The sequence below is a fragment of the Vibrio sp. J383 genome (assembly GCF_023503985.1).
GTDB classification, from domain to species: Bacteria; Pseudomonadota; Gammaproteobacteria; order Enterobacterales; family Vibrionaceae; genus Vibrio; species Vibrio splendidus.
In genome coordinates, this window is sequence record NZ_CP097293.1 from 2,799,070 (window position 1) to 2,812,546 (window position 13,477).

Genomic DNA, 13,477 nt, shown 5'->3' on the forward strand with positions numbered 1-13,477 from the left:
ATGCTAAATGCAATTAAGAAAAACGGTCTTGTACTTGCGATTTTTGCCTGCGCTTCGACAGGTTTGGTGGCCGTTACTCACTACCTGACCAAAGATCAGATCAAACAGCAAGAACAGGCTCAGTTACTATCTGTGCTTAACCAAGTGATCCCGCACGATCTTCATGACAACGAGCTGTTTTCAGCTTGTACTTTGGTGGAAGCTGAGGAGCTTGGAACAGAACAAGCAATGCCGGCTTATATTGCTACACTCAACGGTGAACCTAGCGCGATTGCGATCGAAGCCATTGCTCCTGATGGCTACAATGGTGCAATAAAAGTAATTGTTGGGATGAAAATTGACGGTACCATTTTGGGTACACGTGTGCTTTCCCACAGGGAAACTCCAGGGTTAGGCGATAAGATTGACCTTCGAGTGAGTGATTGGATACTCTCTTTTGCAGGTAAACAAGTAACCGAGTCGAATCTTGATCGCTGGAAAGTTCGCAAAGATGGTGGTGACTTTGACCAGTTTACTGGCGCGACCATCACACCAAGAGCTGTCGTGAAGTCCGTCAAACAGGCGGTTCAATACGTTAACCAAAACAACCAAGCATTGCTTGCTCAACCTCTAAATTGTGGTGGTGAATAATGAGTGACCATAAAACACTGATTAAAAATGGCATGTGGGCCAACAACCCAGCTCTAGTTCAGCTTCTTGGGTTGTGTCCGTTGTTGGCTGTCTCTTCGACAGTGACGAACGCACTTGGCTTAGGTATTGCTACCTTGCTTGTATTGGTCGGTTCGAACGTTTCTGTCTCTATGGTTCGAAACCATGTGCCAAAAGAAGTGCGTATTCCAGTATTCGTGATGATCATTGCATCACTGGTAACCTGCGTTCAACTACTGATGAATGCCTACGCATACGGGCTTTACCTATCTTTGGGTATCTTCATCCCACTGATCGTAACCAACTGTATCATCATTGGCAGGGCTGAAGCCTTCGCTTCTAAAAACGAAGTTTTACCTGCTGCTCAAGATGGTTTCTGGATGGGCCTTGGCATGACATCGGTACTGGTTGTATTGGGTGCGATGCGTGAGGTTATTGGTAACGGAACCCTATTTGATGGCGCAGACTTGCTCCTTGGTGATTGGGCTTCGGTATTGCGCATCCAGATATTCCAATTTGATAACAGCTTCTTGTTAGCCCTGCTACCACCAGGTGCCTTTATTGGTGTTGGTTTCTTGATTGCTTTGAAAAATATCATCGACAACCAAGCTAAAGCTAGACAGCCCAAACAAGAAAAACCAGCTATTGAACGCGCTCGCGTTACCAATGCCTGATAAGTTACAGTAGCTTAAACCCTGCTGAGTAGCTCAACCGCTCAGCAGGTAAATAGATTGACCAAGTACACATAATAATGACGCTCATAAGAGCGCGTAACCGATGATAAAGCCTGAACCATTGCGGAACTTGTTATTTTAAAACGAGTAAGTTTGAAAGAACTTCGCCGGAACTCAAGCCCTAACTATTTGAAAGTAATGTCGCTATGAACAATGTAAAACGAGTAGAAATACTTGAGCGTTTAAGAGAAAACAATCCAAAGCCAGAAACTGAGCTTAACTGGAACAGCCCTTTCGAGTTGCTGATCGCCGTGCTCTTATCTGCGCAGGCAACCGATGTCAGCGTCAACAAAGCCACTGATAAGCTTTATCCAGTTGCTAATACACCACAGGCTATTTTTGACCTAGGTGTCGATGGCCTAAAAGAGTACATCAAGACCATCGGTCTGTTTAATTCGAAAGCAGAAAACACCATCAAGACGTGTCGTATGCTGCTTGACCTACACAATGGTGAAGTACCGGAAGATCGCGCTGCATTAGAAGCCCTTCCAGGCGTTGGTCGTAAAACAGCAAACGTAGTGTTAAATACTGCATTCGGTTGGCCAACCATTGCCGTTGATACTCACATCTATCGCGTATCAAACCGCACTAAGCTCGCCATGGGTAAAACCGTCGATGATGTCGAAGCAAAGCTGCTCAAAGTTATCCCAAAAGAATTCAAACTGGATGTCCACCATTGGCTCATTCTTCATGGACGTTACACCTGTGTTGCGCGTAAACCACGCTGTGGCAGCTGTATCATAGAAGATTTGTGCGAGTTCAAGGAAAAAACAGACGTCTAAGCCCAAAGCTCTAAGCTCTAAGCTAAGAAGCTAAGAAGCTAAGAAGCTAAGAAGTAAAAGCTAAACATCGCCGCGGTTTTTAAGCGGTATAAGACAAGAATTACAAAAACGTACACATAGTTAATGCTAGGAGCAAATCATGTCAAACGGTCGTCTTTTACACACCATGCTACGAGTTGGTGATCTAGATAAATCTATTGAGTTCTACACCAACGTAATGGGCATGCAGCTGTTACGTAAGAACGAAAATAAAGAGTACGAATACACACTGGCTTTCGTTGGCTTTGGTGACGAATCTCAAGGTGCAGTTATTGAGCTGACTTACAACTGGGGTACGACTGAATATGACCTTGGCTCAGCTTTTGGCCACGTCGCTATCGGCGTCGACGATATCTACACAACGTGTGACGCGATTAAAGCCGCTGGCGGTAACGTGACTCGTGAGGCTGGCCCAGTAAAAGGCGGTTCAACTCATATCGCATTCGTAAAAGACCCTGACGGCTACATGATTGAACTTATTCAGAACAAGCAAGCAAGTGCAGGACTAGAAGGTTAATTGCTAACCACTACAATGTTAGGCTTTTAAAGCAAAAGCCAAACCAATTAACAAAAGAAGCGAGCACTATGCTCGCTTCTTTTTTATGTTTCCACGCATGAACAATACTCCTCACCAATTATTATTAACAATCTCACCAATGAAACTTTACATGATAATGATTATCATTTAAATTAACCACCTATTGATTAGTGAGGTAATACAATGATTAGCGAATGGGAAAAACACACGTTACTTGCCGATACTGCATTGCAGCTCGACGATCCTGTACGAAGTATTCTTCACTATCAGCAAGCGTTGAACTTAAGCGAAGAAATTACTGAACGCACCGACATTCAGGCCGATGAACGCTTACTGATTTCGGTTATCTCTTGCCACAACCTTGCCCAATTCTGGCGATGGGCTGGTGATACAGACTACGAACTCAAGTACCTTCAGCTTGCTTCAGAAAAAGTACTGACACTGATTCCGCAATGCCCTAATACACAGTGCTCTAGCTTTATAGATTCTATTGGTTGCTGCAAGAAAGCGCTTATCGATTTCATGAAACGCCATCCCAATCCTAAAATTGCTTCTATGGTAGAAAAGATCGATACCGCGACCAACTGTGAAATGATCGCTCGTTTCCGCTTGAACTAAACGAGTTACGTTTAGACAATAGCTCCAAATTTTAAAGACAAAAAAGCCCGTCATTACGACGGGCTATCTGATTTCAAAACAAGCAATTATTCTGCTTAAACCTGTGTACGACCTAAAGAGATAACAACGCGTCGGTTCTTGTCTTTACCAATTGGCGAATTGTTGTCTGCAATCGGGCGACGTTTACCATAGCCCTGAACTTGGATACGATCTTCTGGCAAGCCTAAAGATTTGAAGTACTCTCTTAACGATTCCGCTCTGCGCTCTGAAAGGTTTTGGCTAATACCTTTGCTGTCGACAGAATCAGTGTACGTTGCCACCAGCACAAGATCGATGTCTTGGTTATAGCGAACGTAATCGGCGATCTGGCTCAGCCTTTTGCGCGACGACTTGTTCAGCTGATCACTATTACGGTCGTAGTGCAAAATAGTGAAAGAGATATCTTCAAAGCTGTAAGGCAACAGGTTAGCAACACAGTCACTGAACACATTGTATTTTTCTTGGAATAACACCGACGACAGCGACACTTCGATTCGCTGATCTCGGCTCTGCCACTCTTGGTAACTGAATGTCGGGTAGCGCCCTTTCTCCAACTCACTCAAGATTCCCCACGCCGTTTGACCGCCAACGTAGCCATCAAATTGTTGGAAGAACTTAATGGTTGTCATGCGATCAGCACTTTCACCCGGACGCCAAGGTGGCGGCATCGAAATCAAGCTGACATTACGCGTAGCACCCATTGGGCGGCGCATTTTAAGCTCAAAGTCCAAAATGATTTTTTTACTCGCGCGAGATGAGAACTCAGCGTCACCAAAATTTGGGATAGGGTGAACCAAGCGGCATTCGAGTGGCGTGTTAGCCACCATCTCCCACGTTGACTGTTGAGGAGATGCTCCGTAACGCTTTTCTTGTGCCATTACTGGTGACGACATAAGTAGCGAAAATAGCATTGAACCTGTTATGAGTTGTTTATTCATAAAGTGGAGTATCTCTTAAGCAATTCGTTTAACAATGCAGCCAATTGCCGCATTTTTCTCTCACGTTTAAATATGCAATTATCAAGCCGCAATGGATTAGGTAATTTATGATTTATTGCCCTTACCTAGTTTTTATCACTGCTATTATCTGCAATAATGCAGCCTTAATCACACTTATTTGGGCTAACATGACTGTAGAAAACGAAGCTCTGACCCTAAAAAAACGCTTTCGTGGCTATTTTCCAGTGGTCATCGACGTGGAAACCGCAGGGTTTAACGCTGAAACCGATGCATTATTAGAAATCTGTGCCATTACGTTAAAAATGGATGAGAACGGAGATCTTCACCCTGCATCAACGCTTCATTTTCACATTGAGCCTTTTGAAGGCGCAAATATAGAGCAGGCAGCATTAGACTTTAACGGAATTAAAGACCCATTTAGCCCATTACGTGGTGCTGTGTCGGAACAAGAAGCCCTTAAAGAAATCTACAAGCTAGTGAGAAAAGAACAAAAAGCTTCAGATTGCAGTCGCGCAATCATGGTTGCTCACAACGCTACATTCGATTTGAACTTCGTTAATGCAGCAAGTGAGCGCTGTAAGCTTAAACGCGTCCCTTTCCATCCATTTGCTACTTTTGACACTGCAGCTCTTAGTGGTCTTGCCTACGGTCAAACCGTTTTGGCTAAAGCTTGCCGCACTGCAGGGATGGAATTTGACAACAAAGAAGCACACTCTGCTTTGTATGATACGCAAAAAACCACAGAGTTATTTTGCGGCATTGTAAACAAATGGAAAGCCCTTGGTGGTTGGCCTCTTGTTGACGAAGAATAAAAAATAGAGTCGGTAAACGTTCACTCGTATTGCCTTCATAAAAAACACAACATCCCGAGAATAATATGAATCCTGTTGTAATTTCAGTTTGCATCATGCTTGTTTTAGCTTTGATGCGCGTAAACGTAGTCGTTGCTCTCACGTTCAGCGCAATTATCGGTGGCGTAGCCTCTGGTATGGGCTTGAACGACGCAGTCGCGGCTTTCGAAAGTGGATTAGGTGGCGGTGCAACTATCGCACTTAGCTACGCTATGCTTGGTACATTCGCTGTTGCTATCTCACGTTCTGGTATCACAGACCTGCTTGCTCAAAGCGTCATTAAGCGTATTCACGGTAAAGAGAACAGTGCAGCATCTAATGGTCTAAAATATGGCATCCTAGCGTCTTTGATCCTAGTGACAATGTCTTCGCAAAATGTAATCCCTGTACATATCGCCTTTATCCCAATCTTAATCCCACCTCTATTAGGCGTATTCGCAAAAATGAACCTAGACCGTCGTCTGGTTGCGTGTGTGCTGACTTTTGGTCTGATTACACCTTACATGGTGTTACCGATTGGTTTTGGTGGCATCTTCCTAAACAACATCCTGCTAAAAAACCTTCACGACAACGGTCTTGAAAACGTAGTAGCAAGCCAAGTACCAATGGCGATGTTGTTACCGGCTGCAGGCATGATCTTTGGCCTTCTTACGGCCGTGTTCTTTACTTACCGTAAGCCACGTCAATACAAAGAAACGTCTCATACTGTTGTTTCAACCGAAGTGAAAGAGATCAACAAGAAGCACATCCTAGTGGCTGCTGCTGGTATTGTTGCTGCGCTAACGGTTCAACTATCGACAGGTTCTATGATCATCGGTGCTTTGGCTGGTTTCATGGTATTCACCTTCGGTGGTGTAATCGCTTGGAAAGAGACACACGATGTCTTCACTAAAGGCGTTCACATGATGGCAATGATCGGTTTCATCATGATCGCAGCGGCAGGTTTTGCGGCAGTTATGAAGCAAACAGGTGGCGTTGAATCTCTGGTTGAAGCACTTTCAACCAGCATTGGTGACAACAAACCTCTAGCGGCACTGCTTATGCTAATCGTTGGCCTATTGGTAACAATGGGTATCGGCTCTTCGTTCTCTACGATTCCAATCCTTGCGACTATCTACGTTCCTCTAGCGGCAGCATTTGGTTTCTCACCAATGGCAACGATCGCTTTAGTAGGTACAGCTGCAGCGCTAGGTGATGCGGGCTCTCCTGCTTCTGACTCAACATTAGGTCCAACATCGGGTCTTAATGCTGATGGACAGCATGAGCACGTTTGGGAAACCGTTGTACCGACATTCTTACACTACAACATCCCACTGATCGTATTCGGTTGGGTTGCGGCTATGGTTCTGTAATTGGGTTCTTTAGCTAAGAATCAATACGCAATAAACCGTAAGTAGTAAGCTGTAAGCTGTAAGCTAAAGAAAGACATTATAAAGACCGCCTTGTGCGGTCTTTTTTGTTCCTGGGATTCATTCCACTCTTCCTTCCCCCTCACTCTCAATGAACCAGCGACGCCAAACAAAAAAAGCTTACTCTGATGAGTAAGCCTTGGACATAATTTACGTTAATACAGACAACTCTCGCAGAATTATGCCGCGGGAGCGTTATTCACCAATACTTCGCGAATAGACTTAAGCGTCGCTTCCGTTGAATGGTAATCTAACTCAACTTCACTAAAGATACCGTTCACTTCCAGCATTAAGGTCGGGTAAGAATGTACGCCCATCGCTTCTTTAAAGCCTAACTGATCATCTAGTTCGCTTTCCAATAACTTACTAGAAAGATCATTTTCAAACTGTTGTACATTCATCCCTAGCTCTTCAGCTAACTGCAAATGCGTTTCTTGGCTGTGTGGCAACATCGCACGAAGATAGTAAGCGTGTTGGATTGCTTCAAGCATCGCTTCGTAATGGTCTTGAAAACCAGCAGCGATCACGGCACGACAAGCAGGGTAAGTGCTGCGAACTGGTTGGCATTCAGTCCAAAATTCGTGGTTGAACTCAGTACCCAACTTAGCTTCAATCTGCTTCCAGATAGCTTGCAGCTTACCTTTCATCTCTTCTGACATTGGATCTTCAGAATCAGGGGCCAAACCACCGACTACGTAGTTAAACTCAATACTCGCAGGTAGCTGCTGTTTTAAGAGTTCTAATGTTGGCTTATAACCCCAGCACCAACTGCACATTGGGTCATGTACATAATGAAGTTTTACGTCCATTGTTCATTCCTTATCGAGTCTTTCAAACCATTCAAACCATTCAAACAAAAAAGGAGCCTCATTAAGGGCCCCTTCCATTCAATATTTAAGCGCAAAGGCTTAAAGCTTACTCAGCGTCGTCGCCAGCTACTTTAGCAGCCGCTTCTTTAACGATTGGCTGAAGTTCGCCTTTTTGGAACATCTCAAGAATGATGTCACAACCACCGATCAGCTCACCGTCAACCCAAAGTTGTGGGAACGTTGGCCATTGTGCGTAAGCTGGAAGCTCTGCACGGATGTCAGGGTTTTGTAGGATATCTACGTAAGCAAATTTTTCACCACATGCCATTAGAGCTTGAGATGCTTGAGAAGAAAAACCACAGCTTGGCAGCTTAGGAGAACCTTTCATGTAAAGTAGAATGGTGTTTTCTTCAATTTGCTGTTTGATTTTATCGATAGTTTCCATTGCTTCCTCGTTAATGGATTACGGCTTTTATTGCCTTTATTCTACCCCAAACCAAAAGAATAAAAACCATATAAAAAAAGCGGTTTACGAGCTAAGCTAACAATTCACACAAAAGTGATGAATTAAGCTTTTAATAAAGTAAAAACTTGCTAAACTATATCGCAAGTCAGCAAATTGACCATGGTTGGCTGTAAAGCGAACCATGAATAATAATATCACTGGAAGCAATCGAAAGAGTTAACTCTTTCATATCAATGGAGAATTGAGCAATGGCATTTGAACTACCGGCTCTTCCTTACGCGAAAGACGCGCTAGAACCACACATCTCAGCAGAAACGCTAGATTTCCACCACGGTAAGCACCACAACACTTACGTTGTTAAGCTAAACGGTCTTATCCCAGGTACTGAGTTTGAAGGCAAAACACTAGAAGAGATCGTTAAGACTTCTACTGGTGGTGTTTTCAATAACGCTGCTCAAATCTGGAACCACACGTTCTACTGGCACTGTCTTGCTCCTAAAGCAGGCGGCGAACCAACTGGCGCTGTTGCAGAAGCTATCAACGCTGCATTCGGTTCTTTCGAAGAATTCAAAGCGAAATTCACTGATTCAGCAATCAACAACTTCGGTTCTTCTTGGACTTGGTTAGTTAAGAAAGCTGACGGTTCTCTAGACATCGTTAACACTTCTAACGCTGCTACTCCTCTAACAGAAGAAGGTGTTACTCCACTTCTAACTGTTGACCTATGGGAACACGCTTACTACATCGATTTCCGCAATGTTCGCCCTGACTACATGGCTGCATTCTGGAACCTAGTAAACTGGTCTTTCGTAGAAGAGAACCTAGCTAAGTAATTATTACTTACGCTGCGCTATTTATAGCGAGTTATCTATTGAAAGCTCATGCCTCGGCGTGAGCTTTTTTGTATCTGTCGTATTCCACAAAATCTAGGCCTTTCTTAGCCTATTAACCTATTAACCAGTTAGCCAGTTAGCCAGTTAGCCAGTTAGCCAGTTAGCCAGTAGAGCTTACTTCTCGACCAATTCCTAGCACTCTTCCCCGCCCTGAATAAATTCTCTATTTGCCTGTAATTAAACACTAAAGTTTGCCGACTCCATGCCGTTAAAGGTGTATCCAATGAGAGGCAGCATGCAAATACATACTTTAGACAAAGCAGGAATCATCAACGAACTGAAGTTCGGCATCGGGATCAGCCAAGCGGTTGAGCAAGGTCGCCGTGCAGATTTCGCGTTGCTGTTGTCTATGTTTTCTAATGACGTTCGTGATTGCACGCCGATTGACACCATTGAAGTCACAGAGACAACTGAAGATCGCCTGCGTAAACACTTCGGCGTTGCAGAACCGCAGCAGCTGCGTTCGAACCAATCTTCGTATGAGATTTCAGCTCAGCAATCTAATCATTTTCATCAAGCTAGCCTTGCCAGCGCAAAACTCAGCCATTACTTGAAACCGGAAGCGCTTGCCTTCATGCCTGAAGATACAGCCGACTTACCCGAAGAGGTTTACCAAAACCTTTCTGGTCATGACCGACGTAAATTGGCAAACAAACAGGTTCCTGATTTGCCACTTGCTACGCTCTACAATGAACTATCAACTGCTCAGCGTCAGTACCAAATTCAAGCTCAAGTATAGCTGTCACTTACCTTTCCTCTTTTTCGTTCTCTATCCACTGCTATTCTTGATTAGTTCGCGCATTTCAAATCATTCACATGCGTGATATGAACCACCAGCCTTGGGTGAACATGAAATACGAGTTGTCGATTACTACTTGAAGTTACTGCGAAATGTGAGCTGCCACTAAGTTCATAAAAACTTATCAATTGGCACGCCTTAGTTTGAACCTCTTCACACCCATTGTATGAAATTTAACCCATCCTTATCCGACATGGACGATTTATTTAGGTGCTGGGATGGAAATAAAAAGCTCAATCATATTGGTGACATCTGCAGGCTCGCAACTCGGAGGGACGATTGCGAACCACTTTGTTAACCTTGGAGCCACAGTCATCCTTTGTGATAAAGACACGGAAGCACTTCAAGCGACCTATTTACAATGTGCTCGTTTTTCTGACTCGGTTTACCACTACACGCTCAAAAGTAATGACAACCAAGCAATTCTCAGCGTGTTTGATTTTATTCAAACCACCTTCAACACTACGCCCGATGTACTGGTCAATAATTGGATAAGCTCCCCGATGCCAAGCCTAATTGGCGATCAACCTGTCAGTAGCTTTATCAATGATCTTTCTTCTATGGCTACGACTCTTTTCGCATTTGGGCAAATCAGTGCCGAGAGATTACGAGAGGAGGATAAAGAAGGCGTTATTGTGAATGTGATCTCTCACGATGACTTCCATGACGTGTCCGGCTTAGAGAGTGCGAACTCAATGATTACTGGCTTTACCCATAGCTGGGCCAAAGAACTGACTCCATTTGGTATTCGAGTCGGCGGTGTTGTCCCGGCAATCCATAACTCCGATGGCAAGCTCAACCGATGCCACTGGGCTCAGCTGCAAGATGAGCTGACCAGAACAACGGAATACATCGTCTCTAATGATTACTTTAGTGGGCGAGTGGTCGCTGCTGAGGTTTAGTTCTTCCCCGATGCCAAGCACATTTGAGCCATTCATTTCTAATCGAGTGACATTTCTCTAGCCTTTCAAGCCGCGTAGATCAGGCAACAAACATAAAAAAAGCCCCAGTCTCTCGACTGGGGCTTTGATCTTTTCCCGATAGATAAGGTTCGTGCTAGCGAAAACTTATCTCAAAACTAATGCTTACTTATTACGCGTTAGCTTTTTCTTTTTTAGCTTTTGGCGCTTTCGCGTCAGCTGGCTTTTGGTCAGCTTTCTTAAGAATCACTGTAGTGCCTTCGAAAGTTTCACCTTCAACGTAAGGAGTACCGAAGTAAGACGTTGTTAGTACTTCTTTTAGCTCAGTGATTAGTGGGTAACGTGGGTTAGCACCGGTACACTGGTCATCGAACGCTTCAACAGCTAGCTCGTCTAGTTTAGCAATGAAGTCAGACTCGTTAACACCCGCAGCTTGGATTGATAGTGGGATGTCTAGGTCGTTCTTAAGCTCTTCTAACCAAGTTAGTAGACGTTCAATCTTCTGAGCAGTACGGTCACCAGCTTGGCTTAGGCCTAGGTGGTCAGCAACTTCAGCGTAACGACGACGTGCTTGTGGGCGGTCGTACTGAGAGAATGCAGTTTGCTTCGTTGGGTTATCGTTCGCGTTGTAACGTACAACGTTTGAGATAAGTAGTGCGTTAGCAAGACCGTGTGGTAGGTGGAACTCAGCACCAATTTTGTGAGCCATTGAGTGACACACACCTAGGAATGCGTTCGCAAAGGCAATACCAGCAATCGTTGCAGCGTTGTGTACTTTCTCACGAGCGATTGGGTCTGCTGAACCGTTTTTGTAGCTTGATGGTAGGTATTCTTTAAGCATCTTAAGAGCTTGTAGAGCTTGACCATCAGAGTATTCGTTCGCAAGAACTGATACGTAAGCTTCAAGAGCGTGAGTTACGGCATCGTAACCACCGAACGCTGTTAGAGACTTAGGCATGTTCATTACTAGGTTAGCATCAACAACAGCCATGTTTGGCGTGATTTCGTAATCCGCTAGTGGGTATTTAGCACCAGTCTTGTCGTCAGTAACAACGGCGAAAGGCGTAACTTCTGAACCCGTACCTGAAGTTGTAGTGATACATACAAGCTCAGCTTTTTTACCCATTTTAGGGAACTTGTAGATACGTTTACGGATATCCATAAAGCGCATTGCAAGTTCTTCGAAGTGAGTTTCTGGGTGCTCGTACATAACCCACATGATCTTAGCAGCATCCATTGGAGAACCGCCACCTAGAGCAAGGATTACGTCAGGCTGGAAGCTCTTCATTGCTTCAGCGCCTTTCTCAACAACAGACAATGTTGGATCCGCTTCTACATCGAAGAATACTTGAACTTCAATACCTTGCGCTTTCAGGATTTGTACTACGTCATCTGCGTAACCGTTGTTGAATAGGAAACGGTCAGTTACTAGGAATGCGCGTTTCTTACCTTCTAGGTCGCTCATTGCGATTGGAAGGCTACCACGACGGAAGTAGATAGACTTAGGTAGTTTGTGCCACAACATATTTTCAGCTCGCTTCGCTACAGTTTTCTTGTTGATAAGGTGCTTAGGACCTACGTTCTCAGAGATAGAGTTACCACCCCATGAACCACAACCAAGAGTTAGAGAAGGTGCAACGTTGAAGTTGTACAGGTCACCGATACCACCGTGAGTAGTAGGGATGTTGATTAGGATACGAGCCGTCTTCATCTTGTCACCGAAGTAACGAATACGATCTGCGTTTACGTCTTGGTTAGTGTAAAGACCAGACGTGTGACCGATACCACCGATTTCAACCATCGTTACCGCTTGAGCAACAGCGTCTTCGAAATCGTCTGCGCGGAATAGACCTAGAGTTGGAGACAGTTTCTCGTGAGCGAATTCGTCATCGTAAGAAACTTTACCAAGACCTTCACCTACAAGAACTTTAGTATCAGCAGGAACTTTAACACCCGCCATTTCAGCGATTGCTGGAGCAGGTTGACCTACGATTTTAGCGTTTAGGTTGCCGTCGATAAGAAGAACTTTACGTACTTTATCTGCGTCAGTTTTAGATAGAACGTGAGCTTTGTGAGAAGCAAAACGCTCTTTAACTTCGTCATATACTTCGCTAACTACGATTGCAGCTTGCTCAGAAGCACATACTACGCCGTTATCGAATGTTTTAGACATAAGAATAGATGCTACAGCACGTTTGATGTCAGCTGTTTCATCGATAACAACAGGAACGTTACCAGCGCCAACACCGATAGCAGGCTTACCAGAAGAGTATGCTGCTTTAACCATGCCTGGACCACCAGTAGCTAGGATAAGCGCGATACCGTCGTGCTTCATAAGCGCGTTAGAAAGCTCTACAGATGGTTGGTCGATCCAACCGATGATGTCTTTTGGTGCGCCCGCTTTAACAGCCGCATCTAAAACAAGTTTAGCAGCGTCGTTAGTAGAGTTCTTTGCACGTGGGTGTGGCGAGAAGATGATGCCGTTACGTGTCTTAAGAGAGATTAGAGATTTGAAGATTGCTGTAGAAGTTGGGTTCGTTGTTGGAACGATACCACAGATGATACCTACAGGCTCAGCGATAGTCATTGTGCCTAGGCTGTCATCTTCTTCTAAGATGCCACATGTTTTTTCGTCTTTGTATTTGTTGTAGATAAATTCAGATGCAAAGTGGTTTTTGATAACCTTATCTTCAACAATACCCATTCCAGATTCAGCAACTGCTTGTTGTGCAAGTGGGATACGAGCGTGGTTAGCAGCAAGAGAAGCTGCACGGAAGATTGCGTCTACTTTCTCTTGAGAGAATGTTGCAAATTCTTCTTGTGCTGCTTTAACGCGAGCTACTAGAGCATCAAGTTCCGCTAAGTTAGTTACAGGCATGGTGGATCTCCTAAAATAATAAATATTAAAAACTTTTTATTAAATTCGCTGCTTGCTTTTAACCTTAAACATCAGCGTTCTTAGTAAATTGCTTT

At 44.3% G+C, this 13,477-nt stretch carries 14 protein-coding genes; 10 read left to right on the forward strand and 4 right to left on the reverse strand.

Translation table 11 applies throughout. The features are described from left to right. The 5 genes from rsxG (at position 1) to M4S28_RS12550 (ending at position 3,359) form a co-directional block, all read left to right on the forward strand. The gene (gene rsxG, locus M4S28_RS12530) at positions 1 to 630 is read left to right on the forward strand and encodes an electron transport complex subunit RsxG (protein ID WP_004734043.1); all 630 of its coding nucleotides are present in this window, start codon (positions 1 to 3) and stop codon (positions 628 to 630) included. Continuing rightward, positions 630 to 1,322 (forward strand): electron transport complex subunit E, encoded by a 693-nt coding sequence (locus M4S28_RS12535; RefSeq protein ID WP_017084037.1) that lies wholly within the window; start codon positions 630 to 632, stop codon positions 1,320 to 1,322. Before rsxG ends, M4S28_RS12535 begins: the two co-directional genes overlap by 1 nt. A gap of 206 nt (positions 1,323 to 1,528) precedes the next feature. Beyond that, on the forward strand, positions 1,529 to 2,164 hold the full coding sequence (nth, locus tag M4S28_RS12540) for an endonuclease III (protein WP_010437137.1): 636 nt from the start codon (positions 1,529 to 1,531) through the stop codon (positions 2,162 to 2,164). 139 nt (positions 2,165 to 2,303) lie between these two features. Continuing rightward, positions 2,304 to 2,720, forward strand: coding sequence for a lactoylglutathione lyase (gloA, locus tag M4S28_RS12545; RefSeq protein WP_017076182.1), 417 nt, complete (start codon positions 2,304 to 2,306; stop codon positions 2,718 to 2,720). A gap of 204 nt (positions 2,721 to 2,924) precedes the next feature. Further along, positions 2,925 to 3,359, forward strand: coding sequence for a DUF2753 domain-containing protein (locus M4S28_RS12550; RefSeq protein ID WP_017076183.1), 435 nt, complete (start codon positions 2,925 to 2,927; stop codon positions 3,357 to 3,359). A gap of 95 nt (positions 3,360 to 3,454) precedes the next feature. On the opposite strand, the gene motY is transcribed toward M4S28_RS12550, so the two are convergent. Beyond that, entirely contained in the window at positions 3,455 to 4,336 is an 882-nt protein-coding gene (motY, locus tag M4S28_RS12555) for a flagellar protein MotY (RefSeq protein ID WP_249631903.1), read from the reverse strand. Between the two features lie 188 nt (positions 4,337 to 4,524). Between motY and rnt the strand changes: the two genes are divergently transcribed. After that, positions 4,525 to 5,169, forward strand: a complete 645-nt coding sequence (rnt, locus tag M4S28_RS12560; protein WP_017061178.1) for a ribonuclease T — start codon at positions 4,525 to 4,527, stop codon at positions 5,167 to 5,169. 65 nt (positions 5,170 to 5,234) lie between these two features. After that, positions 5,235 to 6,560 (forward strand): Na+/H+ antiporter family protein, encoded by a 1,326-nt coding sequence (locus M4S28_RS12565; protein WP_017079305.1) that lies wholly within the window; start codon positions 5,235 to 5,237, stop codon positions 6,558 to 6,560. A gap of 236 nt (positions 6,561 to 6,796) precedes the next feature. Here the strand turns inward: M4S28_RS12565 and M4S28_RS12570 are convergent, their stop codons facing one another. Continuing rightward, positions 6,797 to 7,426 (reverse strand): DsbA family protein, encoded by a 630-nt coding sequence (locus M4S28_RS12570; RefSeq protein ID WP_249631904.1) that lies wholly within the window; start codon positions 7,424 to 7,426, stop codon positions 6,797 to 6,799. 106 nt (positions 7,427 to 7,532) lie between these two features. Next, positions 7,533 to 7,871, reverse strand: coding sequence for a Grx4 family monothiol glutaredoxin (locus M4S28_RS12575; protein ID WP_017076187.1), 339 nt, complete (start codon positions 7,869 to 7,871; stop codon positions 7,533 to 7,535). Positions 7,872 to 8,140: 269 nt separating this feature from the next. On the opposite strand from M4S28_RS12575, the gene sodB reads away from it, so the two are divergent. The 3 genes from sodB to M4S28_RS12590 all read left to right on the forward strand — a co-directional run bounded on the left by sodB (position 8,141) and on the right by M4S28_RS12590 (position 10,486). Further along, complete coding sequence (sodB, locus tag M4S28_RS12580) at positions 8,141 to 8,725, forward strand: superoxide dismutase [Fe] (protein ID WP_004734050.1); 585 nt, start codon at positions 8,141 to 8,143, stop codon at positions 8,723 to 8,725. A 295-nt stretch (positions 8,726 to 9,020) separates the two neighbouring features. Continuing rightward, positions 9,021 to 9,524, forward strand: a complete 504-nt coding sequence (locus M4S28_RS12585; RefSeq protein ID WP_004734051.1) for a VC2046/SO_2500 family protein — start codon at positions 9,021 to 9,023, stop codon at positions 9,522 to 9,524. Between the two features lie 278 nt (positions 9,525 to 9,802). Next, the gene (locus M4S28_RS12590) at positions 9,803 to 10,486 is read left to right on the forward strand and encodes an SDR family oxidoreductase (RefSeq protein ID WP_004734052.1); all 684 of its coding nucleotides are present in this window, start codon (positions 9,803 to 9,805) and stop codon (positions 10,484 to 10,486) included. A 190-nt stretch (positions 10,487 to 10,676) separates the two neighbouring features. Here M4S28_RS12590 and adhE read toward each other — a convergent pair whose 3' ends face one another. After that, positions 10,677 to 13,382 (reverse strand): bifunctional acetaldehyde-CoA/alcohol dehydrogenase, encoded by a 2,706-nt coding sequence (adhE, locus tag M4S28_RS12595; protein WP_249631905.1) that lies wholly within the window; start codon positions 13,380 to 13,382, stop codon positions 10,677 to 10,679. Positions 13,383 to 13,477 lie beyond the last annotated feature (95 nt).